The following is a 24,674-nucleotide window of genomic DNA, read 5'->3' on the forward strand; positions in this document are numbered from 1 at the left end:
AGAAGCCACGCAAGACTGCGTGGCTTTTTATTTTATTGCTTATTGTGCATACATAAATACTTGAGCGAGGAGAAGTATCGATGAGATAACAAATTGACAGCCTACGATTGGCATGACAAATTTCAACCATTTATTAAATGGAATACCAAGCATTTGTAACGTAACAAGGACTAATCCTGTTGGTGCAAGGAACAACATAATATATTGCCCCCAGTTGTAGGCTGATACGACGATGTCTCTTGGAATGCCCACAGTATCAGCTAGCGGAGCCATAATTGGCATAGCGAGTACGGCAAGACCTGAAGATGAAGGTACAACTAGCCCTAAGAAGATGAAGATAAGGAGCTGACCAATAATAAAGACGCCGCCATTCATTCCATCGACAAGATGTGTCATATAATCGAGAATCGTGTCAGAAATCATCCCTTGTTCCAGAATGATATTGACTGCTCGAGCAAGTCCGATAATCAATGCGACGCCAACTAATTCAGAAGCACCATGAGTAAAGCCATTTACGACATCTTTTTCAGGCAATCCGCTGATAAACATAATAATGATGGTGATGGCCAGGAAGGAAGTCGCCATCTGAGGGAACCACCAACCGCCAAACATCACCCCCCATACCATGAGAGGAAAGGCGCCACTAAATAGAATCAGAATCAGTTTTCTTCTAAAGGTAAATTCAACGGTTGCATTGGGATCGATATCTTTCATATAGAGATCATAGAAGGCTTGGCGATCGTCATAGGTATAAGAAAATTCAGGATTAGCACGCAGTTTTTTACAATACCAATACATGTAAGCAATCACACCCGCACCACCAAGAATCAGACCCAGTGTACGAAATCCCATTCCTTCCGTGAATGGAATTCCTGCCGCATTTGAAGCGATGACAACGGAAAATGGATTGATTGTTGAGAAGGCAGTGCCCATCGAGGCTGCGAGGAATATGGCGCCAACACAGACAATAGAATCATAGCCTAAGGCTAAAAAGACAGGAACAAGAATTGGGTAGAAGGCTACCGCTTCTTCCTCAATACCACAAGCCGTACCGCCTAACAGCATTAACACACAGACAGCAAAGACAACGGAGAATTCATTTCCTTTCGTTTTTTTGGTGAGAGACATTAATCCGGCATTGAATGCTCCTGTTTTGTTTATCACACCAATCATTCCACCGAGTATGAAGATAAAAATCATAATATCCGCGACTTCAATGGTGCCATCCACCATTGCGTGAATCATATCGGTAATGCCTTTTTCGTGTTGTTCAATGCGTTGATAGGTATTGGGGATAGCAATCGGCTTTTTGATAATGCCGTTGGTGAAATTAGAAAGTTGAATTTTGATATTGAGTTGATTAAGGGTTTGTTCTGTTGCTGGATAGCTTTGATCGGGAATTCCGTGAGTTTTGACAATAAAATGATTTTCGGTGGTGTCGTAGGAAAGCTTTGAGTAGGACCCTGAGGGAATAAGCCAAGTAAGACCAATAGCAATAAGAAGAATAATAAAGAGAATGCTAAATGCGGAAGGGAATTTCATCTTTTTCTTTGATGCTTCCATTATGGAGAACTCCTTGTGTTCGGATTAGTTAATAAGCCGAGCGCGTATTCTACACAAAACGAGCAAAAAAGCAAAGAGTGATTTTTGAATGAATGCAATAATATCAGGGAGGGCAATCGTTTACTTAAGCCAGGTTTTATTGTGAGTAAGCCTAGCTTAAGTCTATTTTATTTAGGAAAATTGAGTAATTTTTTCACTCAAATCATCCAACATTTCATAACGTTTTCGGTACATAGAACGTTTTTTACTGGCGATTTCTTCCAATGGTTTGCGGGCGCTTTCAAGCGGTAATTGCCAATATTGACCATTTAATTGCCCTTGGTTTTCTTGCCAAAATTCATCATAGTTGAATAGAATTTTACTGCGAGCAGATAAACGGTATTTACCTTGTGAAGTGTGAGGGATACCGATTAATTCACATTGCCATTTTTCAGCTAATAAGCGGAAAACATTCATCAACATAAACATTGGACGAACACCGTGTAATTCTTTTGTGGCTTGTTTCACAGCTTCTTGCGCCTCTTCATAAGAAGGGCCTTGAATTGAGGCGATAAGTAATTTATTTGGCTTTAAGAAGGTGAAAGAAGCATCATAAATGCTACGCCCATCATTGTCTTTTAAGTTAATGGAAAAATAACCTTCGAAAGGGTCAATCTGATTGATATTGAAATAAATACCAAGTTGATCTGTTAATTGCGCTAATAAAAGGGATTTTTCTTGTAGCAATTTTTTACAAAATTCAACGCCCATTTTTTCTTCAAGCATTAGCAGATTATTGGTAATGGCATTGAGTCGCTCTGTTGCAGAAAAACGTTTGTCACAATAGGTGGAGAGCAATGCATTAAAACGATATGGATTTTGTTGAAAAAGTGGAATCCAGGTTTGATTAGTATTTAAGAAATCAACCAGTGCATCACATTGTTTTTTAAATAAAAATTTTCGTCCATAATAACGGGCTTTATCCCTTAATTGTTTTTTTAATGGATGATTACAAGAATCGGGTAGTAATTCTTGAAAGGTCGCGAAAGTAATAGTTTGTTTTGTTGTCATAATGGATAAAGTGCGGTTATTTTTTCAAACGTTTTTTATTGGAAAAATCATGGTGATTTTTGACCGCACTTATTGTACCTGTATTCCATGGTTTTTCCAATTAACCATCAATAAAGGTGGTTCTTTACTTGCCTATTTTTCGATTTCTCCTTAATATGCCAAATCCTACCTTGAATTTATGCAACTCATCCCCATATTCAATGAAATTATAGAATTGATGTAAGAGAGATAACTATGAACGCCAAAAGAACTCAACAACGTACACTTCCTGTATTGCCATTACGGGATGTCGTCGTTTTCCCTTATATGGTGATGCCACTTTTTGTTGGGCGCGCAAAATCCATTAGCGCTCTTGATGAAGCCATGAATGAGGGCAAACAATTATTATTGGTGTCACAAAAACAAGCTGATTTAGAAGAACCTACCGTTGATGATGTATTCGATGTCGGGACGATTGCCAATATTATTCAATTATTAAAATTGCCAGACGGCACAGTGAAAGTGTTGGTGGAAGGTCAACAACGCGCAAAAATCAATCAATTAAATGATGGTGAAGATCATTTTTCTGCGGAAGTCACGCCGATTGAAACTACGTTTGGTGATGAAAAAGAATTAGATGTAGTGAAGGCAGCCGTTTTAAATGAATTTGAAAGCTATCTGCAACTTAATAAAAAAATCCCTGCAGATGTTTTAGGTGCGCTTCAACGCATTGATGATGCTGATCGTTTAGCAGATACCATGGCTGCGCATATTCCAGTGACCGTTCGTCATAAACAAAGCGTGTTAGAACTGGCAGATGTGCAAGAGCGTTTGGAATACTTGCTCGGCATGATGGAATCAGAAGCGGATATTCTTCAAGTTGAAAAACGCATCCGTGGCCGTGTGAAAAAACAAATGGAGAAAAGCCAGCGTAACTATTATCTTAGCGAACAAATTAAAGCGATTCGCAAAGAAATGGACGAAGGCGAAAGCGAAGATACCATCGATGAAGTTGAGCAACTTCGTCAAAAAGTTGAAGCGGCAGGTATGCCAGCAGATGTGCGTGATAAAGTAGAAAGCGAGTTACAAAAACTCAAAATGATGTCAGCTATGTCGGCTGAAGCGACAGTGGTGCGTAGCTATATTGAATGGATGCTTCAAGTGCCATGGCATAAACGTACTAAAGTGAAGAAAGATATCGCAAAAGCACAACAAGTCTTGGATGCGGATCACTACGGTTTAGAAAGAGTGAAAGAACGCATTTTAGAATACCTTGCGGTGCAAGCGCGTTTAAACAAAATCAAAGGCCCAATCCTTTGCTTAGTAGGACCGCCAGGGGTAGGTAAAACCTCATTGGGTCAATCTATTGCAAATGCAACAGGTCGTAAATATGTACGCATGGCATTAGGTGGGGTACGTGATGAGGCGGAAATCCGTGGCCACCGTAAAACCTATATTGGTGCATTACCGGGTAAATTGATTCAAAAAATGGCAAAAGTTGGCGTGAAAAACCCACTCTTCTTGCTTGATGAAATTGATAAAATGTCTTCAGATATGCGTGGTGATCCAGCATCAGCCTTGTTAGAAGTGCTTGATCCAGAACAAAATACCACCTTCAATGATCACTATCTTGAAGTGGACTACGATTTGTCTGATGTGATGTTTGTGGCAACCTCAAATTCCATGAATATTCCAGGTCCATTGCTAGATCGTATGGAAGTCATTCGTCTTTCTGGTTATACCGAAGATGAAAAACTCAATATTGCGATGCAACATTTGTTACAAAAACAAATTGAACGTAATGGATTGAAAAAAGGCGAATTAACCATCGAAGAAAACGCGATTTTAGATATTATCCGTTATTACACCCGTGAAGCCGGAGTGCGTGGATTAGAGCGTGAGATTTCTAAAATCTGTCGTAAAGCGGTGAAGAATTTATTGGTCAATCCAAAAGTGAAATCCATTACCGTTAATTCAGACAACTTGCATGACTATCTTGGTGTGAAACGTTTTGAATTTGGTAAAGCGGATACCCAAAACCGTGTGGGTGAAGTAACAGGCCTTGCGTGGACTGAAGTGGGCGGTGACTTACTAACCATTGAAACTGCTTCAGTAGTAGGTAAAGGCAAATTAACCTTCACGGGTTCATTAGGCGATGTGATGAAAGAATCTATCCAAGCAGCCATGACTGTGGTCCGTGCACGTGCTGAAAAATTGGGTATCAATTCTGAATTCCATGAAAAACGTGATATTCACATTCACGTGCCAGATGGTGCGACACCGAAAGATGGTCCTAGTGCAGGTATCGCAATGTGTACCGCATTAGTTTCTTGCTTAACGGGTAATCCTGTGCGTGCCGATGTCGCGATGACAGGTGAAATCAGCCTACGTGGTAAAGTATTACCAATCGGTGGATTGAAAGAAAAATTACTTGCGGCACATCGTGGTGGCATTAAAACCGTATTAATTCCAAAAGATAACGTGAAAGATTTGGAAGAAATTCCAGATAACGTAAAAGAAAATCTTGCGATTCATGCGGTAGAAACCATTGATGAAGTGTTAGGCTTAGCGTTAGAAAATCCACCAGAAGGCATTGAATTTGTGAAAGTGGAAACGAAAGCGAAAACACCACGCCGTAAAGCTGCGACTAAAACAGCAAGAGCGGTCAATTAATGACTCATTTTTAGGGCTTGTGAAAACAAGCCCTTTTGACTTTTAATTATGCAAAAATTTCCCCCTCTTTCCCTTTATGTGCATATTCCCTGGTGTGTGCAGAAATGCCCTTATTGTGATTTCAATTCGCATGCACAGAAAGGCATAATTCCTGAACAAGAATATGTGCAACATCTGATAGCCGATCTTGAGGCAGACTTAGAGAAATATCAGGCTAGTATTCAAAATCGTCCACTCCATTCAATTTTTATTGGTGGTGGCACGCCGAGTTTATTTTCAGCGGAAAGTATCAAGTTGTTATTGGCAGAAATTCAACGTCGCATTCCTTTTTCCGAGAATATTGAAATAACTATGGAAGCTAATCCTGGCACTGTGGAAGCAGAGCGTTTTAAAGGCTATGTGGATGCTGGTGTAACACGTATTTCCATGGGCATCCAAAGTTTTAATGACGATAAATTACAACGTTTAGGGCGCATTCATAATGCGGCGGAAGCTAAAAGTGCGGTCAGTTTGGCGAAATTTTCGGGCTTGAAAAGTTTCAATCTAGATTTAATGCACGGCTTGCCAAATCAAACGCTTGAGGAAGCTCTAGATGATTTGCGACAAGCCATTGAGCTTGCTCCGCCACACCTTTCTTGGTATCAACTCACGATTGAACCCAATACCATGTTTGCTTATCGTCCACCTACGTTGCCGGATGATGATGAGCTTTGGGATATTTTTGAACAAGGCCACCAGCTTTTAACCGAAGCGGGTTATCAACAATATGAAACATCCGCTTATGCGAAACCGGGCTTTCAGTGTCAGCATAATTTGAATTATTGGCGATTTGGCGATTATCTGGCGATAGGCTGTGGCGCACATGGGAAACTCACTTTTCCTGATAGTGATATTTTACGTTTCTCTAAAACGAAACATCCAAAAGGCTATTTGCGTGGTGAATATCTTTATGAAGAAAAAAACGTGGAAAAAAATGACCGCGCTTTTGAGTTCTTTATGAATCGTTTTCGTTTATTGGAAGAGGTGCCTAAACAAGAGTTTGAGTATTACACGGGGCTTTCGCAAAGTGCGGTCAAAAATCAAATTGATTTTGCGATCCAGCAGAATTATATTGTGGAAACATCTGATTTTTGGCAAATCACCGAACATGGGAAATTGTTTTTAAACGAGTTGTTAGCGCTTTTCTTAGATGAATAAAATTTTTTCATCATCACGAATAAATTTTTACACTTGTTTATTTAATAGGGTCGTATTAAAGTAAAGCAAACGTTTACGTTATTATTCAAAATTTAAAAGGGACAGAGAAATGGATCAGTTAGAAATGAAAAAATTAGCGGCACGTGCGGCGTTAAAATATGTTAAGCCCGATACCATTGTTGGCGTGGGAAGTGGTTCAACAGTGAATTGTTTTATTGAAGCCTTAGGAGAATTAAAAGATCAAATTCAAGGCGCGGTAGCAGCATCTAAAGCTTCAGAAGAGTTATTACGTAAACAGGGTATTGAAGTATTTAGTGCTAACGATGTATCAAGTTTAGATATTTATGTGGATGGTGCAGATGAAATCAATCCACAAAAAATGATGATCAAAGGTGGTGGTGCGGCACTGACTCGCGAAAAAATTGTGGCTGCTTTAGCGAAAAAATTTATTTGTATTGTAGACACTAGTAAACAAGTGGATGTTTTAGGTACGACTTTCCCATTACCAGTAGAAGTCATTCCAATGGCGCGCTCACAAGTTGGCCGTAAATTAGTTTCCCTTGGTGGTGCGCCAGAATATCGTGAAGGCGTGGTAACGGATAACGGTAACGTGATTTTAGATGTACATAACTTCGCCATTTTAAATCCAGTAGAAATGGAAAAAGAATTGAATAACGTAGCCGGTGTGGTAACAAATGGTATTTTTGCCTTACGTGGGGCGGATATTGTAATTGTTGGTACACCAGAAGGCGCAAAAGTCATCGATTAATAAAAATAAGGAAGCAAACATGACAAACAAAGTGTCACTCGACAAATCAAAAATTAAATTTGTGCTATTAGAGGGCGTGCATCAAAGTGCATTAGATACCTTGCATGCTGCAGGCTACACCAATATCGACTTTTACAAAAAAGCCTTAGATGGTGATGAGCTAAAAGAAGCCATTAAAGATGCGCATTTTGTCGGCTTACGTTCTCGTACTAATTTGACTAAGGAAATGATTGAAGCTGCGCCGAAACTTATTGCCATTGGCTGTTTCTGTATCGGTACCAACCAAGTGGATCTTGATGCGGCAAAAATGCGTGGGATTCCAGTATTTAATGCCCCGTTCTCCAATACACGTTCTGTAGCTGAATTAGTGTTGGGTGAAATTTTGCTTTTAATGCGTAATATCCCTCAAGCAAATGCTGATGTGCATCGTGGTTTATGGAATAAATCGGCAGTGGGCTCTCATGAAGTGCGTGGTAAAAAACTCGGTATTGTGGGTTACGGCCATATCGGTTCGCAATTAAGTATTATTGCGGAATCTTTAGGGATGGAGGTGTATTTCTACGATATCGAAAATAAATTGCCATTGGGTAATGCTAAACAATTGCACACACTTGAAGAGTTATTGGGTTCTTGTGATGTGATTTCGCTTCATGTACCAGATTTACCTTCAACCCGTAATTTAATGAGTGCTGAACGTATTGCACAGTTAAAACAAGATTCTATTTTGATCAATGCGGCACGTGGTACTGTGGTGGATATTGATGCTTTAACAGCAGCGCTTGAAGAAGGCAAAGTCCGTGGCGCGGCGGTTGATGTATTCCCTGTTGAACCCGCTTCAATCAATGAAGAGTTTGTTTCACCATTACGTAAATTTGATAATGTGATTTTAACCCCTCATATCGGTGGTTCTACAGCGGAAGCGCAAGAAAACATTGGTTTTGAAGTGGCGGGTAAATTTGTGAAATATTCAGATAACGGTTCAACCCTTTCTTCCGTGAATTTCCCAGAAGTATCTTTACCAGAACACGTTGGCACAAAACGTTTACTTCATATTCACGAAAACCGTCCAGGTGTATTAAACAAATTGAACCAAATTTTCGTTGAAGCTAATCTCAATATTGCGGCGCAATTTTTACAAACCGATCCAAAAATTGGTTATGTCGTCGTTGATATCGAAACAGATGATGCGTCTCCGTTATTAGCTAAACTTCGTGAGATTGAAGGCACAATCAAAGCACGTGTGCTGTATTAATTTGATAAATTAAGCAAAAACTGACCGCACTTTATGTGGGATAGAACGTAAAATGGGCAAAGTAGGTTATCTTACTTTGCCCATTTTTATTAACAACGGTTTGTAGCGTACATTTATTTCATCATCGCCTTAAATAGATTACGGCGATCAGAATTAAATGTCGGTTGTGCGGTTGGTATGGATAAAACCATACGCAAACAATCTTGCGTCAGTTGAACCGCTTGCTCGTTAGTTAGATTCGGGTCGAGTGGTGAATGTAAGGAACAACTTAAATATTGCGGTACATTTTCAAGACTACTAACGGTGAAGGTTAGCGCTTTGTACGGCAGTTGAACGGTGAGTTTATCACCTAATTCACGCGGTTCCCATTGTTGTTGAGGACCTGGCAGAATCACCACACTCATCATCCACGGGGTTAATACTGTGCCGATCCATTGGTCTTCGAATAAAACAAATTTAGGGCAGAAACACTCGATGCCTTTATGAAAGAAAGGGAGATCTTGCATTTCTGGCACAATGTTTTGCATTTCGGTAAGGAAAATCTCCGTTGGATTTTCTTCAAAGCCAGTGACAGAGGTTAAAAGTGCGGTAGGGTTTTTACTCGTAAATCCTGAAGATTTACTCGCTCCTTCAGAGCCGTTGGCAAAGCCAACGTTCAAAAAGCTTTGCTTTTTGTCAGGTGTTTTTTCGTGTCGATACATGGTTTATTTTTCAATATTAATAAGATTAAAGCATAGCAGGTGAAATCTTAAAGAAAGTTCCCCCCTTTCGTAAAGAGGGGGTAGGGGAGATTTAACACTTGTCTCTATTAATTAAGTCAAATCTCCCCCAGCCCCTCTTTTCTAAAGAGGGGAGTCTAGATTCAAACCATATTCACCAATCACTTGATTTAACGTTTCAAAAACCTTTGGCAACACGTTTTTTATCGTTTCCGTTAAACCAATTCCAGACTCTAGCGACTCTGGTTGGATGCCGATGAGACAAAGGTGTTTTGGAAATTCGTCCGTTAATTTCATTGCAGAAAGTACATCACAAATGCCGAGTTGGTGTGGCGAAATTTTGCGAGAGAAAAAGGTGGGCACTTGCTCGTCATGTAACACGACAATCTCACCTGGCTGTTTATTAGCAAGCACGGCATCGACAATAATCAAATGCTTGCGATTTGCCATTGCATCCAGTAATTCCATGCCACAAGTACCACCATCGATGATGTCAAAGTGCGGTTGAATTTCAGGGCGTTTTTCAAGCTCCTGCACAACACGCACACCGACACCTTCATCGCTTAACAAAATATTGCCAACGCCAAGAATTAACGGCTTCATTACAACACCTTCACTTCAGTCACTTCGCCGTTTTCTGTATTAACTACATGCACGGCACAGGACATACAAGGGTCGAAAGAGTGAATGGTTCTGACCACTTCTAACGGTTTAGTTGGATCTGCCACCGGTGTACCAATAATGGAAAGCTCATAAGGGCCCATTTGGTCTTGTTCGTTACGTGGACCTGCATTCCATGTAGATGGTACAACGGCTTGATAGTTTTCAATGCGGCCATCTTTGATGACAACCCAATGAGAAAGCATACCACGTGGTACTTCACCAAAGCCAACACCACGGAACTCACCGCTTGCAGGGATATCTGTTTTGATATACGCCGTCATATCACCTTTAGCGATATTATCAATGAGCATTTGCCATTGAGCGCTTAGAATGTCGTTGATCGCACAGCAATGCACGGTACGGCCGATAATACGTCCAAGGGTAGAATGTAATTGATCGGTGGTTAACGTGTTACCAGTCAATTTTTCATAAATGCCTTTTAATTCATTGAAGTGGTTGACAGTTGGCGTGTCATTCGCAGCCAAACCACACATTAAATAGGCGAGAGGACCCACTTCGACAACTTTACCGTAGAAGGTTGGTGCTTTTACCCAAGAATATTTACCATCATCTTGCCAGCCGGTATATTTCGGACGAGTTAAGCCAGCCCAAGGTTCTAATGGTTCATCATCTTCGTACCAAGCGTGTTTACCACTTTCTTTAATGCCTTTTACAACGAACTCATCTTTTTGTTGATCAATTGGGCGGAAAGTCGATAAATCGCCGTTTTCGATATAACCACCTTTTAACATGAATTTAGAGTTATCTGCATCAATTGGGTATTCAGGTACAGATAAGTAGTTGCCAGATGTTTTGCCTAAGCTTAACCATTCAGGATAGTAAGCCGCAAATACTGCTGCATCTACTTTATACACTTGGTTAATGAAGTCAGTTAAGCGATCGATACAAGCTTTCACGAACATGAGACGTTCTTGGTTTAGTACTGCTTGGGAATCTAAGTTAATTGGGTTTGCTACACCACCAATCGCCAAGTTTTGAATATGTGGTGTTTTACTACCGAGTAATGCGACTACACGGTTAGCATCACGTTGACATTCAAGCGCTTGCAAATAGTGCGCGACGGCAATGAGGTTGACTTCTGGTGGAAGTTTCATTGCAGCGTGACCGAAGTAACCGTTAGCGAAAATACCAAGTTGTCCACTATCCACTAATGCTTGAATTTTTTTCTGTACATTGCGGAATTCGTTAGCACTGTTTAATGACCATGTAGAGACACCTTTTAGCATATCTGCTGCTTTTTCAGGATCAGCTTGTAGCGCAGCGGTGATATCCACCCAGTCCATCGCGGAGAGTTGATAGAAGTGCACGATATGGTCGTGAATGCTGTGTGCAGCAAGAATCATGTTACGAATGTACTGTGCATTGACGGGAACTTTAGCACCAATAGCATCTTCTACGGCTCGTACGCTGATAATCGCGTGTACTGTGGTACATACGCCACAGATACGTTGCATAATCATCCATGCATCGCGTGGGTCGGCACCTTTTACGATATTTTCCATACCGCGCCACATGGTACCGGATGACCAAGCATTGGTGACAACACCGTTTTCAATTTCGCAATCAATACGTAAATGACCCTCAATACGGGTAATTGGGTCAATTGAGATACGTTTTTTTTCTGACATTATTCTGCTCCGCTAACTTTTTTGCTGAATGCCGCTTTTTCGGCAATAATTTTTTCTGAGTCTTCGGTATGTTTTTCTTTAAATACCGGTAATACAGGGAATAAACGAATGATTAAAATATAGGCACATACTTCAATAGAAACGAAGCCAATTGAAATAAGCAATTCTTCCGCTGATGGGAAATATTGATAGCCATTGCCCGGGTTATACATGATAAGCGAGTAGTTCATACGCCATAATGCCGCACCGAGTAACATGCTTAATGCCGAAATAAATAACCAACGGGAATCAGATTTTTTCTCCCCGAGGAAGAGGGTCAGTAATGGTAATACCATCAACCAAACTTCCATCCAGAACATCCATGCTTCAAATCTTGTTAATTTATCGAAACCCACAACCATTTGCAGTTTATCGTTATAAATCAACTCACCAAAACGCACTGCTAAGAAACAGAAAATTAAGCCTGCAGTAACGCGTGCAAGTTGAGTGAATAAATGACGTTCATCTGGCGTTTTTCCTGCAAGACCCGCTTTAACTAAGGAGCCTTCAAAGATCACGATAGAGAAGCCCATAATGAACGCAGTCAGCAAGGAGAGTATCGGTAAAACTTCATAGCTTTGCCATACCGGATGGACTTTATGACCAGCCACAATCATCAAAGAACCCATAGATGATTGGTGCATCATTGGTAACAAGGCACCCAAGGCAATAATGAAAAACATGATTTTATTCAGTTTATTAAACCATTTTTTCAAGCCGAAGAAACCAAGCCATACAGGAGCAAACTCTAGGGTCACCACGATGATATACACCGTCATACAAAATGCCGTTTCAAATAGAACGGAATTTGTGTTGAACTGACCTGGAATGTAGAAATATGGCAAATGCCAATAACGTCCCATATCAATGGTGATAGATAAACCACCAAGGGAATAGCCGAATAAACTTGCAAGCAATGCTGGGCGAACAAGAGCGTGATATTTCCCTTTATTGAAAATATACACGGTCCAAGCGAGTGCCCAACCGCCACAGGCAAATCCTGTACCAACAAGTAAGTCAAATGCAATCCATAAACCCCAAGGATAACCGCCATTAAGTGCGGTCACGGAACCAATACCAAACACTAAACGTTTTAAAATTAATAAAACGCAAAGCACGGCAAGTGGTGCAAAAAAGAGAATTGCGGCAGAAACAAGGCGACCGCCTACCGGACGTGGATTACTCATGATGCTCATCCTCCGCTTCTTCGATTTCCTTGCGTGCCTGACGCATGGCTTCTTTTTGTGCTGCAATACGCTCAGCGATTTTATCGCCATGCATATTTTTGTAAGTCATAAAGGTTAAACCGGCAAGTGCCACTAACGGTAAGGCTAAACCGCGATACAAGAAGTGTTGTAAATGCGCCGCACGAGAACCTGTCGCGACTTCATCTAAGTCTGGTAAACCAAGATTAGCAAAAGGTACACCACTTAAGGCGAGCACCTGTGTACCACCACCTTCTTTTTCACCGTAGATGTGATATTGATATGCCGGTACGGTAGCACGGTATTTATCTGTACTATTGACGTGTTGACGCGGGTAATCATATTCAGTACCACGTAATAAGCTTAAACGACGTTTAGCTTCAGCCAATAATTCTTCACGTGTACCAAAAATAATGGCACCAGTTGGACAAACATGACAGCAACCAGGTAATTCACCTTTATCTAAGCGTTCAACACCTTTTTGGTTACAGAGTTCACATTTGCTGATTTCACCGAAAGGATTGTCGTAGTCGTATTTTGGCACATCAAACGGACAGCCAACCATGCAATAACGGCAACCAGTACAAATATCTGGGTCATATTTTACGATACCAGTTTTTGGATCTTTGGTAAGGGCTTGAACTGGGCAAACCGCAACACAGTTAGGGTCAACGCAATGCATACATTGTTTTTTTACGTAAGCATAGCCGTTTTCTGTTTTGTCTTTATTTGTGCCGTCGCCATCACTCCATACTTGAATCACGTTACGAGTAAACGGTGTGAGTTTGTCGTTATTTGACCAAGTTTGATCGCCTTTTGGGTTCACAGGTGTGTGGTTTACGTTTTGACATTCAGCCACGCATGCTTGACAACCTACGCAAAGGGTAGAGTCGTAAAGCATTCCTAGTGCGCCAGGAATGGGCTCAACCGTTTCCGTTGCCTGCGCACTCGACACAGGCAAGGAGGAAGCGATTCCGCCAAGCATACCTGCTTTTAGAAATTTTCGTCTATCCATCTTATTTACCTGTATGTTGTTCTTTCTCTGCGGCTTTAGCTTCGGAACGGGCTTTATGTTGAGCACTTAATTCGCGTAAGGTCACAACACTCACACCGGCTAGGATTGCAGCTGCACCACCTAATAAACCAATGGCGGTCATGGTTGCGCCTGAACCTTCGGTATTATTAACATCTGGTTTTTCAACACGTGGCGTTGGGTTTTCTACGCCTGCTAATTGGAAAATACCTTTGGTAAAGCCGACGCCTTTTTCGTTACAACCATAACAAGGGTGCCCGATACCGACTGGCCAGTTATTACCGCCGACATCACAGAATTCTAAAGTAGAGCAGTTACCGTAAGTTTCTGGTCCTTTACAACCGAGATGATACAAACACCAACCGTTGCGGTGACCATAATCGCCGTATTCTTTAGCGAAGCGACCTGCATCAAAGTGTGGACGACGATAGCAGTTTTCGTGAATTAAGCGATCGTAAGCGAATAATGGACGATTTAATTTGTCCATTGCGGGTAGTTTCTTATAAGTAAGAATATAAGCGACAGTTGCAAGGAAGTTGTGTGGATTTGGTGGACAACCTGGAATATTAATCACTGGAGTGCCTTTTGGTAATACTTCAGACAAGCTGCTTGCACCAGTTGGGTTGCCGCCACTAGAAGGTACGCCACCCCATGCCGCACAAGAACCAATCGCAATAATTGCGGCAGCCCCTTTAGCGGCTTCTTGGATGTGTTCTACAATCGGTTTACCTGCTACCATACAATAGACGCCGCCGTCTTTCACCGGAATAGATCCATCTACAACTAAAACATATTTTCCATAATACTGTTTAATTGCATTGTGTTTATTATCTTCAGCTTGTTCCCCAAAGGCGGCAGAAAGGGTTTCGTGGTATTCTAAGGAAATCATTTCCAATACCAAGTTTTCTACTGTTGGGTGGGTCGCACGTAGCAAGGATTCAGTACAACCCGTACATTCTTGCGCACCAATCCATAATACTGGTGGACGTTTAGGTTCGGTTAAAGCAGCGGTCATTTCTGCACCCGCTTTTGAACTTAATCCCATAGTCGCCGCAAGTGCGGTACATAACTTCATAAAATCCCGACGGGAAACTTCTGCTAAAGCAGAAAATAATCCATCACTTCGTTGCATATAATCACTCCAATTGGCACGTTACTTGTATGGTTAATTTACCTATGATATGCCTTGATGAGGGAAGTTTATTTGATCGTAATCAAAAATACCCTTATTTTCCTTATAAAATAAGTGGGTAAGTGATTGTTTTTACTTAATTATTGAGAATGATTGTTATTTATTAAGGTTATCTTCACTTAGAGTATCTTTTTTGTACATAAAATCACAATAATAAAGAAGGATTTGGTCTCGAAAAATCCTCGTAAAATTTGACCGCACTTTGCGTTGATATGAATAGGAAGTGAATAAGTTAAATTCTTGGTTTTGTTTATTTTTATTGATTTTTATCAACAAAAAATTGTCTAAGAGAATGGATTTTATTACGCTTTTCCCTATACTAAGCAGGGATAATTTTTTATGGAGAAAATAATAATGAGTGTAGTCGCAGGTATTGTTGTTGTAACTTTAGCTTTCACCATTTCAATGTATAACAAATTGGTTATGAGACGTAATCAAGTGAGCAGTGTTGAGGCAAGCGTGGATGTTCAGTTAAAACGTCGTTATGATTTGTTACCAAACCTTGTTGCCACAGTAAAGGAATATATGTCGCATGAGCGTAGCTTGCTTGAGCGTATCGTGACGTTACGTGAAAGTGCTAAATTAGCTCATACCACAAGTGAAAAATTCCAACTCAATAATGAGATTTCGGGGGTATTACGTCATTTACAGGTTCGTCTAGAAAATTACCCTGATCTCAAATCTAATCAAAATCTTATGCAAATTCAGACCGTACTTAGCGATGTAGAAGAGCAAATTTCTGCAGCAAGACGTACTTATAACTCAGCAGTTGAAGAGTATAACAATGCGGTGGAAATGTTCCCATCAAATTTAATTGCAAACTTGTTTAATTTCCAGAAAGGAACATTTTTCGATATTCCTCAGAATGAAGCGGAAGTCCCTAATGTGGGTAATTTATTTAAACAATAAGTGGACAAACCATGAATACACCAAAAGAGATTGAAGGGATTCGTTTCCTGGGGTTGGAAAAATTAGATGAGGAACGCTTAGCCGTCAAATCACTTATCAACAAATCGATAATTGGGTTGTGTTTTGGGTTATTTTTGCTTCTCGGTGCGATAGGGAGTGAGAATCTATTAAGTACAGCATTGATTCTTGGTGTGCTCATTTATTCTTTCCGTCGCTTATTTTTTAGATATAAACGCTTTATTGCAGAATTTAAAACTCGGGTAATTAACACGATTGTCCAGGAGTTTGGCTTCCACTTTAGACCAGACCGGGGGCTTCATCTTAATGATTTTTTCTCAGTTTACGATAGTTATCCAGCGAGTTATCGTAGTGAGGATTTAATTTTGGGTGAGCTTGACCAGACTGAAGTTGAAATCTGTGATTTTGCAGCGTTTAATATGGAACCGAGCGGAAAAATGATGAAAGGATTAAGGACCACGACCTTTCAAGGCATTTTATTTAAAGCAACTTTCCCTAAAGAACTGGCCCATTGGGTTTATGTTTGCGATAAGAAGGAGGGGTGTTTAAGAAAAGAAGGTGAAATTGCTTTGATGGATAGTCCATCTTTTAATCGTTATTTTGATGTGTTTACTGAAGATCAAATCTTAGCCAGATATGCCTTATCGCCTAAGTTAATGGAACGCTTTTGCAGCTTGAAAGAGAAATTTAATTGTCCTATTTCGATGGTACTTCGTAACCGAGAAGTGATTGTTGCGGCTAATTTAGGAAAGAATAGTTTTGAACCATCTTTTGAAAAGTCCTTTCTGGAAGACAGTACGATTCGTGATTATATTTCGAGTATCAAAGGTTTCACAGATATGGTGAAAGAACTCGGGTTAAATAACCATATTTGGAAATAAGTGTTAATACAATAAAAAAGACGAGTTTAGATAAAACTCGTCTTTTTGTTTTAATATGCTATGTACTTGTTTATTGATTTTTAAACAGCGAAAATTTTGACCGCACTTTTATTTCGCAAAATAGTCAGTTTTTTGCTATAATTCCGCACAATTTTCATTACAAAATAGAGAAAAACTATGTCAGAAACACCGGTTACAGAAAATGCTTATGGTGCATCAAGTATTAAAGTCTTAAAAGGGCTTGATGCGGTTCGGAAACGTCCGGGCATGTATATTGGGGATACCGATGATGGAACAGGCCTACACCATATGGTGTTTGAGGTGGTGGATAACGCGATCGATGAAGCGCTTGCTGGTTATTGTTCCGATATTATCGTCACTATTCATGATGACAATTCTGTTTCCGTACAAGATGACGGCCGTGGTATTCCAGTAGATATTCACCCAGAAGAAGGGGTTTCTGCGGCAGAAGTAATCATGACAGTGCTTCATGCGGGCGGTAAATTCGATGATAACTCTTATAAAGTATCAGGTGGTTTGCACGGCGTGGGTGTTTCGGTAGTAAATGCACTTTCTGATAAATTGCAATTAACCATTCGTCGCCAAGGTCATGTGTACGAGCAATTCTATCACTTAGGTGAGCCTCAAGGGCCTTTAACTATTATCGGTGAAACTCAAGCAACGGGTACAACGGTGCGTTTTTGGCCAAGTCCAGAAATCTTTGCAATTACAACTTTCGATTACAAAATTTTAGCAAAACGCTTACGTGAGCTTTCATTCTTAAATTCAGGAGTATCCATTCGTTTAATCGATAAACGTGATGGCACAGAAGATCACTTCCATTACGAAGGTGGTATTCAAGCGTTTGTTGAGTATTTAAATAAAAACAAAAATCCAATTCACCCAAAACCATTCTATTTTTCAGCTGAAAAAGACGGTATTGGCGTGGAAGTTGCATTGCAATGGAATGATGGCGTAAACGAAAATGTTTATTGCTTTACCAATAACATTCCACAGCGTGATGGTGGTACTCACTTAGCCGGTTTCCGTGGCGCATTAACCCGTAGCTTAAATAACTACATGGAAAGCGAAGGGTTACTGAAAAAAGAGAAAGTGAGCACTTCAGGTGACGATGCGCGTGAAGGTTTGGTGGCGATTATTTCGGTGAAAGTGCCCGATCCTAAATTCTCTTCACAAACAAAAGACAAATTAGTGTCTTCTGAAGTGAAAAGTGCGGTTGAATCTGCCATGAATGAGCGCATGCAGGAATATCTATTAGAAAATCCAGCCGATGCAAAAATTATTGTAAATCAAATTATTACTGCCGCACGTGCACGTGAAGCTGCACGTAAAGCACGTGAAATGACCCGTCGTAAAGGCGCATTAGATATTGCTGGTCTTCCGGGTAAATTAGCTGACTGCCAAGAAAAAGATCCAGCACTTTCAGAACTTTACCTCGTGGAGGGGGATTCTGCGGGCGGTTCTGCAAAATCTGGTCGTGATCGTAAAACCCAAGCGATTTTACCGTTAAAAGGGAAAATTCTTAACGTTGAAAAAGCACGTTTTGACAAAATGCTTTCTTCTCAAGAAGTGGGCACATTAATTACGGCGCTAGGCTGTGGTATTGGCCGCGATGAATATAATCTGGATAAATTACGTTATCATCACATCATTATCATGACCGATGCGGACGTGGACGGTTCACACATTCGTACTTTATTGTTGACCTTCTTCTATCGTCAAATGCCGGAATTAATTGAGCGTGGTTACGTGTATATCGCTCAGCCGCCACTTTATAAAGTGAAAAAAGGTAAACAAGAGCGTTATATCAAAGATAACGACGAAATGGTGCAATATGAGTTAATGCTTGCGTTAGATGGTGCAGCGTTACATATTAGTGCTAATGCGCCAGCAATGAATGATTTAGTGTTTGAGAAATTAGTAGGCGAATATAATAATGTTCAGAAATTAATTACTCGTTTAAGTCGTTACTATCCAGAGCCATTGTTACAAGGCTTGGTTTACCAACCACAATTAACCGTTGAGTTAATGCGTAATGAAAGTGCGGTCGAAAATTGGGCGAATGCTTTTGTTGCGTACTTAACCGAAAAAGAAACGGAAGCCCATTTATATTCAGCAAGAACCCAATTTAACAGCGAACGCCAAGTATATGAAGCCGTCATTACCGTTCGTAAACATGGTATTGATACAGATTACTTCATTAACTTTGATTTTGTGACAGGCAATGAATTTGCGAAGATTTCTACATTCGGCCAGCAAGTCAATGGCTTGCTCGAAGAGGGGGCGTATGTCACTCGTGGTGAAAAAACTCAACCCGTTCAATCATTTGAACAAGCTGTTGAATGGTTGATGAAAGAATCTCGCCGAGGTTTAGAAATCCAACGTTATAAAGGATTAGGTGAAATGAACGCTGAGCAACTTTGGGAAACCACCATGGATCCAAATGCTCGTCGTATGTTAAAAGTATCAATTAAAGATGCTGTTGCTGCAGACCAACTCTTTACCACATTAATGGGTGATGAAGTTGAGCCGCGTCGTGAATTCATCGAAATGAATGCGTTGCGAGCAAACTTAGACGTTTAGTCTAATATTCAAAAATATCACTGAGAATGACCGCACTTAGGAAAACCGAGTGCGGTATTTTTTTATTTTATTTAGAAATAGAAATAATTTTCAATTAGATCTATTATTTGTGTGTATTCTTTACTATAATTTTCACGATTTTTATCGTTTAAGGACAATGATACGAAATAGACTCGTTTTTTGTTGTTAGATTGGTAGCAAAGTACGCATAGTAATGTGCGTACTTCTTTTTTGTTTTTAGGAGCAATCATTATGATGATAGATAAACGCCTAATTAACACGGTGGCCGACAGTAAAAAATGGATTGGTATCACGGTGTTATGGAACTGGGTGGCGTTAATTGGTGGGATTATTAGTGCCGTCGTGTTTTCTTATATTTTACAGGCGGCTTATTTTAATGAATTGGGTCCACTAAGTGCGGTCATTTTGGGCATCGTTTTAATTGCTGCTTTGGCGTTGCGTGCCTTTGCGGGTAAAAAATCGGTGCAGTCTTCTTATTTTGCGAGTACGAAAGTAAAACATGAACTGCGTAGCCTCATCTATCGCAAATTAGCCTCAATGCCACTTAACCAAGTGAATCAACAATCTACGTCAAATATTATCCAAGTGGCTTCAGAAGGTGTGGAGCAGCTTGAAATCTACTTTGGGCGTTATTTGCCTCAGCTTTTTTATAGCTTGCTTGCTCCGCTCACACTCTTTGCTTTCCTGATCTTTTTCAGTTTTAAAACAGCGGTAATTTTGTTGATTTGCGTGCCGTTGATCCCGATGTCGATTATTGCGGTGAATAAAATTGCGAAAAAACTCCTGGCAAAATATTGGTCCATTTATGTGGGATTAGGCAGCAGTTTCTTGGATAACCTACAAGGTTTAATCACGCTGAAAATCTACCAAGATGATGCTTATAAAGCGAAAGCAATGGATGAGGAAGCAGAACATTTCCGCAAAATTACCATGAAAGTGCTTACCATGCAGCTTAACTCGGTATCGCTGATGGATTTACTTGCTTACGGTGGGGCAGCAATCGGGATTTTAACGGCGTTGTTGCAATTCCAAGCCGATCAATTAACCGTATTAGGCGTCATTTTATTTATTCTACTTTCTTCTGAATTCTTTATTCCGCTTCGTTTATTGGGTTCTTTCTTCCATGTAGCGATGAATGGTAAAGCGGCATCAGATAAGATATTCACATTGTTAGATACGCCAGTTGAAACTCAAACACAAGCGGTCGATTTTGCAGCGAAAAATGCTATTCAAGTGGATATTCAAAATCTATATTTTGCTTATAGCGAAGAGAAGCCTGCGATTGTTGGCTTAGATTTAAGCATCTTACCAAATCAGCTTACGGTATTTGTGGGTAAAAGTGGTTGTGGTAAATCCACTTTGGTTTCATTGCTAATGGGCTTTAATAAGGCGCAACAAGGCAAAATTCTATTCAACGGCCAAGAAATTCAAGAGATTGATCGTCATTCGTTTTACGAAAAAGTCTCTTTGGTGAGCCATAGCAGTTATGTGTTTAAAGGTACGCTACGTGAAAACATGAAGATGGCGAAAATTGATGCCACAGATGAGCAAATTTATGCGTGTTTAGAGCAAGTCAATCTGGCGCAATTCGTTCGAGATAATGGTGGATTAGATATGCAACTATTAAGCCGTGGCGCGAATTTATCCGGCGGTCAAATTCAACGTTTAGCCTTAGCACGCGCGTTATTACACAATGCGGCGCTTTATATTTTTGATGAAGCGACCAGTAACATTGACGTGGAAAGCGAAGAAATTATTTTGCAGTTCATTCAGCAATTTAAACAACAAAAAACCATTGTGATGATTTCCCATCGCTTGGCGAATGCCGTGAATGCCGACTGTATTAATGTGCTTGAGCAAGGCAAATTGATTGAGCAAGGCACACATAAAGACCTCATGGAAAAACAAGGTGCGTATGCTGAAATGTTCCAACAACAAAAAGATTTAGAACAAATTAGAGAGGTGGCAAATGCGTAAAAATGGTTTTGTTGTGATGGGGCATTTGTTGAAATTAGTGACCCCACTGGCGCACATTATGGCGTTTACCATCACCATGGGAACGCTCGGTTTCCTGGCTGCCATCTTTATTATGGTGCTTGGGGCGATGGGTTTAGTAAATTTATTAAACTTTGACACCCATTTAAGTTTTTCTGGCATTTTGACCGCACTTATTGTATTGGCGGTGGCTCGTGGCGCATTGCGTTATTTAGAGCAAATGTCTGGGCATTATATCGCCTTTAAATTATTGGCATTATTGCGTGACAAAGTGTTTTATTCTTTGCGCCGCTTAGCTTTTGTGAAGTTGCAAGACAAACAAGCGGGGCAATTAGTGTCATTAGTCACCAATGATATTGAATTGCTCGAAGTGTTCTATGCGCACACTATTGCACCGATTATGATTGCATTCTTTACTTCTGCGATTTTATTGTTGGTCTTTGCTCATCTTTCAGGCTGGTTTGTGGTTGTGGCATTAGCTGCTTATTTAACGGTAGGTGTGATTCTACCCATTATTACCACCAAATTGGCGCGTGAAGATGGCAGACGCTATCGTGAATTAGTAGGCGAAATGAATGATTTCTTCCTCGACAGTGTGCGAGGTATGAAAGAAATTCAGCTGTTCGGTTATGCGAAACAACGGTTAGATGAAATTCAACAACGCAGTCAAAAAATTGATACAGCTTTCGAACGCATTAAAGACCAAGAAGCCAAAGTGCGCGTTTACACTGAAGTGGCAGTATCAGCGTTTAACATCATTATGTTATTCACCGGCTTAATTTTGTTTAGTCTAGATAAGATTGATTTTTCTGCCTTTTTAATCGGCGTGATTTTATTGATGTCGAGCTATGGCCCGGTTATTACGTTAAGTAACCTTTCAAGCAACTTGTTACAAACCTTAGCTTCAGGTGAGCGTGTATTGAGCTTGCTAGCAGAAGAACCAGAATTAAAAGACGTAGAAAGTGCGGTCGATCTGAGTAATGTTTCTCGCATTGATGTAGAGAACGTCAACTTTGCTTACGGTGAAGAACAAATTTTATCGGATGTCAGCTTGTCTGTGAAAAAAGGTGAAATCTTAGGGATTCACGGCAGAAGTGGCAGTGGTAAAAGTACCCTGTTAAAACTACTAATGCGTTTTTACGATCCTAAATCAGGTAGCATTAAAATTAACGGTGAAACCTTACCGAACATCAACACCCGTAGTTTACGTGACAATATGGCGTATATTACTCAGCAAACCTATATTTTCAATGAAACCATTGAAGAAAATATTCGCCTTGCTCGCCGTGATGCAACGTTAGAAGAAATTATGGAAGCCGCGAAGAAAGCGTCAATTCATGATTTCATTTTAAGCTTGCCAGAAGGTTATCAAACGAAAATGACGGAATTGGGCGGCAACCTCTCTGATGGTGAAAAACAACGTATTGGAATTGCTCGTGCATTCTTGCACAATGCACCGATTATTTTACTTGATGAACCGACCAGCAATTTGGACAGCTTAAACGAAGCGATGATTTTGAAATCATTGTTGAATGTGAAGGCAGAAAAATTGATTATTCTCGTGAGTCATCGCCAATCTACCATGGCTATTTGTGATCAGGTGATTGGCATTGAGAATGGAAGAATGTCGTAAGGCAGTGAGAAAAAGAGCGGTCAAATTGACCGCTCTTTTTTATTTTCTTAATTTCACTAACTCAACTTCGTGATTTTCACCTTTTCTAAGAATCAGATTAGCACGTTCACGAGTCGGCAGAATGTTTTGTTTTAAATTCAATCCGTTAATGTTATCCCAAATGTTACTGGCTGTTTCAATGGCTTCTTGCTCAGAGAGATTGGCGTAATGTTTAAAATAGGAATCCGGATTAGTGAAAGCACTTTGACGGAATTTTAAGAATCGTTTGATGTACCATTCTTTGAGTAAGTTCTCGTCAGCATCAACATAAATAGAAAAGTCCACAAAATCAGACACGAAGGTTTGATTGGCTTTGTTTGAACCTGTTTGAAGAACATTTAGTCCTTCTAAAATTAAAATATCCGGTTGGTCGACAATATCAAATTTATCAGGAACAATATCGTAAGTCAGATGAGAATAAATAGGTGATTTTACAGAAGGCTTGCCTGATTTGATATCAGCCAAAAAACGAATTAATTTGGCCGTATCATAAGAAATAGGAAAGCCTTTTTTCTGTAGCAAATCATCTTTTTTAAGTTTCTCTAATGGATAAAGAAAACCATCAGTAGTAATTAGATCAACTTTTCGTTCGGTAGGCCAGTGGGTCAGCAAAGATTGCAAAATACGTGCCGATGTACTTTTCCCAACAGCAACGCTACCTGCGATACTAATGATGTAAGGGACTTTAGGGCTTTGTCCACCAAGAAAACGATTTAAAACCGTTTGGCGACGAAGGTTTTCATCAATATAGTAGTTGATGAGACGTGCAAGTGGCAGGTAAATGGTGCTCACTTCATCGAGAGAAAGCTCTTCATTAAAACCTAAAAGCGGTTTGAGATCTTGCTCCGTTAATTTTAGCGGAACAGATTTTCTTAATTCGGCCCATTGCTGACGGCTAAAGTTCAGAAAGGGCGTTAGTTGTTCGGTAATTTCCACGGTGCTTTATATCTAGAGTGAAAAAATTGGACAAAATATACCCTATAAATGAGTTGTGATCATCGTTTTTTATTAAAAGTGATGAGTTTTAAAGCAAGAATGTGGCTTTTTGCTTGTAAATTAGACGAATAGTTAAAAAAAACGCATTTTTCATAAAAAAAACTTGTCAGGCATAAAATTTTCCATATAATACGCCTCACTTGCTTACAACACGCCGACTTAGCTCAGTAGGTAGAGCAACTGACTTGTAATCAGTAGGTCACCAGTTCGATTCCGGTAGTCGGCACCATCCTTTAGTAAACAAGTATTCATTTAGCGTGGAGGGGTTCCCGAGCGGCCAAAGGGGGCAGACTGTAAATCTGTTGGCTCAGCCTTCGAAGGTTCGAATCCTTCTCCCTCCACCATTTTCTAAATGAATTCTGATGGGACAGATGAATTTAGGACTGCGGGCATCGTATAATGGCTATTACCTTAGCCTTCCAAGCTAATGATGCGGGTTCGATTCCCGCTGCCCGCTCCAAACGCTGATATAGCTCAGTTGGTAGAGCGCACCCTTGGTAAGGGTGAGGTCGGCGGTTCAAATCCGCCTATCAGCACCAGCCTTCCAAATTCCTCTTTCCTTTATTAAATAGTAATGATTTTATTGGTTAATGTG

Annotated in this window: 18 protein-coding genes and 4 tRNA genes; 13 read left to right on the forward strand and 9 right to left on the reverse strand. The window is 40.2% G+C overall.

All coding sequences use genetic code 11. From position 1 onward, the window contains the following. Positions 1–39: 39 nt before the first annotated feature. Positions 40–1,563 (reverse strand): YfcC family protein, encoded by a 1,524-nt coding sequence (locus tag INQ00_RS02880; RefSeq protein WP_197547260.1) that lies wholly within the window; start codon positions 1,561–1,563, stop codon positions 40–42. 171 nt (positions 1,564–1,734) lie between these two features. Continuing rightward, positions 1,735–2,613, reverse strand: coding sequence for a VirK/YbjX family protein (locus INQ00_RS02885; protein WP_197547261.1), 879 nt, complete (start codon positions 2,611–2,613; stop codon positions 1,735–1,737). Between the two features lie 234 nt (positions 2,614–2,847). On the opposite strand from INQ00_RS02885, the gene lon reads away from it, so the two are divergent. From lon to serA, 4 genes are all read left to right on the forward strand, one after another. Next, positions 2,848–5,265, forward strand: coding sequence for an endopeptidase La (gene lon / locus INQ00_RS02890; protein WP_197547262.1), 2,418 nt, complete (start codon positions 2,848–2,850; stop codon positions 5,263–5,265). A gap of 48 nt (positions 5,266–5,313) precedes the next feature. Further along, on the forward strand, positions 5,314–6,462 hold the full coding sequence (hemW, locus tag INQ00_RS02895; RefSeq protein WP_197547263.1) for a radical SAM family heme chaperone HemW: 1,149 nt from the start codon (positions 5,314–5,316) through the stop codon (positions 6,460–6,462). Between the two features lie 109 nt (positions 6,463–6,571). Further along, positions 6,572–7,231 (forward strand): ribose-5-phosphate isomerase RpiA, encoded by a 660-nt coding sequence (gene rpiA / locus INQ00_RS02900; protein WP_197547264.1) that lies wholly within the window; start codon positions 6,572–6,574, stop codon positions 7,229–7,231. Positions 7,232–7,250: 19 nt separating this feature from the next. Next, on the forward strand, positions 7,251–8,483 hold the full coding sequence (gene serA, locus INQ00_RS02905) for a phosphoglycerate dehydrogenase (protein WP_197547265.1): 1,233 nt from the start codon (positions 7,251–7,253) through the stop codon (positions 8,481–8,483). Between the two features lie 113 nt (positions 8,484–8,596). Here the strand turns inward: serA and hybE are convergent, their stop codons facing one another. The 6 genes from hybE to hybO form a co-directional block, all read right to left on the reverse strand. Continuing rightward, positions 8,597–9,184, reverse strand: a complete 588-nt coding sequence (hybE, locus tag INQ00_RS02910) for a hydrogenase-2 assembly chaperone (protein ID WP_197547266.1) — start codon at positions 9,182–9,184, stop codon at positions 8,597–8,599. 141 nt (positions 9,185–9,325) lie between these two features. Beyond that, positions 9,326–9,805, reverse strand: coding sequence for a HyaD/HybD family hydrogenase maturation endopeptidase (locus INQ00_RS02915; protein WP_049368204.1), 480 nt, complete (start codon positions 9,803–9,805; stop codon positions 9,326–9,328). Further along, on the reverse strand, positions 9,805–11,514 hold the full coding sequence (hybC, locus tag INQ00_RS02920; RefSeq protein WP_049368205.1) for a hydrogenase 2 large subunit: 1,710 nt from the start codon (positions 11,512–11,514) through the stop codon (positions 9,805–9,807). Before hybC ends, INQ00_RS02915 begins: the two co-directional genes overlap by 1 nt. Then, positions 11,514–12,740, reverse strand: coding sequence for a Ni/Fe-hydrogenase cytochrome b subunit (hybB, locus tag INQ00_RS02925; protein ID WP_049368206.1), 1,227 nt, complete (start codon positions 12,738–12,740; stop codon positions 11,514–11,516). Before hybB ends, hybC begins: the two co-directional genes overlap by 1 nt. After that, positions 12,733–13,773, reverse strand: coding sequence for a hydrogenase 2 operon protein HybA (gene hybA / locus INQ00_RS02930; protein ID WP_049368207.1), 1,041 nt, complete (start codon positions 13,771–13,773; stop codon positions 12,733–12,735). Before hybA ends, hybB begins: the two co-directional genes overlap by 8 nt. Before the next feature lies 1 nt (position 13,774). Beyond that, the gene (gene hybO, locus INQ00_RS02935; protein WP_005697985.1) at positions 13,775–14,923 is read right to left on the reverse strand and encodes a hydrogenase 2 small subunit; all 1,149 of its coding nucleotides are present in this window, start codon (positions 14,921–14,923) and stop codon (positions 13,775–13,777) included. Positions 14,924–15,337: 414 nt separating this feature from the next. Between hybO and INQ00_RS02940 the strand changes: the two genes are divergently transcribed. The 5 genes from INQ00_RS02940 (at position 15,338) to INQ00_RS02960 (ending at position 23,044) form a co-directional block, all read left to right on the forward strand. Next, positions 15,338–15,892: a LemA family protein gene (locus INQ00_RS02940; protein ID WP_197547267.1), complete on the forward strand. Its 555-nt coding sequence runs from the start codon at positions 15,338–15,340 to the stop codon at positions 15,890–15,892. Between the two features lie 11 nt (positions 15,893–15,903). After that, the gene (locus tag INQ00_RS02945; RefSeq protein WP_197547268.1) at positions 15,904–16,791 is read left to right on the forward strand and encodes a DUF3137 domain-containing protein; all 888 of its coding nucleotides are present in this window, start codon (positions 15,904–15,906) and stop codon (positions 16,789–16,791) included. A 177-nt stretch (positions 16,792–16,968) separates the two neighbouring features. Next, positions 16,969–19,395: a DNA topoisomerase (ATP-hydrolyzing) subunit B gene (gyrB, locus tag INQ00_RS02950; RefSeq protein WP_197547269.1), complete on the forward strand. Its 2,427-nt coding sequence runs from the start codon at positions 16,969–16,971 to the stop codon at positions 19,393–19,395. 252 nt (positions 19,396–19,647) lie between these two features. Beyond that, positions 19,648–21,393, forward strand: a complete 1,746-nt coding sequence (locus tag INQ00_RS02955) for an ABC transporter ATP-binding protein/permease (protein ID WP_197547270.1) — start codon at positions 19,648–19,650, stop codon at positions 21,391–21,393. Beyond that, positions 21,386–23,044, forward strand: a complete 1,659-nt coding sequence (locus INQ00_RS02960) for an ABC transporter ATP-binding protein (RefSeq protein WP_197547271.1) — start codon at positions 21,386–21,388, stop codon at positions 23,042–23,044. The genes INQ00_RS02955 and INQ00_RS02960 overlap by 8 nt, the downstream gene beginning before the upstream one ends. 39 nt (positions 23,045–23,083) lie before the next feature. Here the strand turns inward: INQ00_RS02960 and coaA are convergent, their stop codons facing one another. Then, positions 23,084–24,019: a type I pantothenate kinase gene (gene coaA, locus INQ00_RS02965; protein WP_005695046.1), complete on the reverse strand. Its 936-nt coding sequence runs from the start codon at positions 24,017–24,019 to the stop codon at positions 23,084–23,086. A 213-nt stretch (positions 24,020–24,232) separates the two neighbouring features. On the opposite strand from coaA, the gene INQ00_RS02970 reads away from it, so the two are divergent. The 4 genes from INQ00_RS02970 to INQ00_RS02985 all read left to right on the forward strand — a co-directional run bounded on the left by INQ00_RS02970 (position 24,233) and on the right by INQ00_RS02985 (position 24,618). Beyond that, positions 24,233–24,308 (forward strand) — tRNA-Thr (locus INQ00_RS02970). 30 nt (positions 24,309–24,338) lie between these two features. Further along, positions 24,339–24,423: transfer RNA gene (locus INQ00_RS02975), tRNA-Tyr, on the forward strand. A gap of 41 nt (positions 24,424–24,464) precedes the next feature. Further along, positions 24,465–24,539: transfer RNA gene (locus INQ00_RS02980), tRNA-Gly, on the forward strand. A 3-nt stretch (positions 24,540–24,542) separates the two neighbouring features. Next, positions 24,543–24,618, forward strand: a tRNA-Thr gene (locus tag INQ00_RS02985). Positions 24,619–24,674 lie beyond the last annotated feature (56 nt).

Source organism: Haemophilus parainfluenzae (assembly GCF_014931275.1).
Classification (GTDB): Bacteria; Pseudomonadota; Gammaproteobacteria; order Enterobacterales; family Pasteurellaceae; genus Haemophilus_D.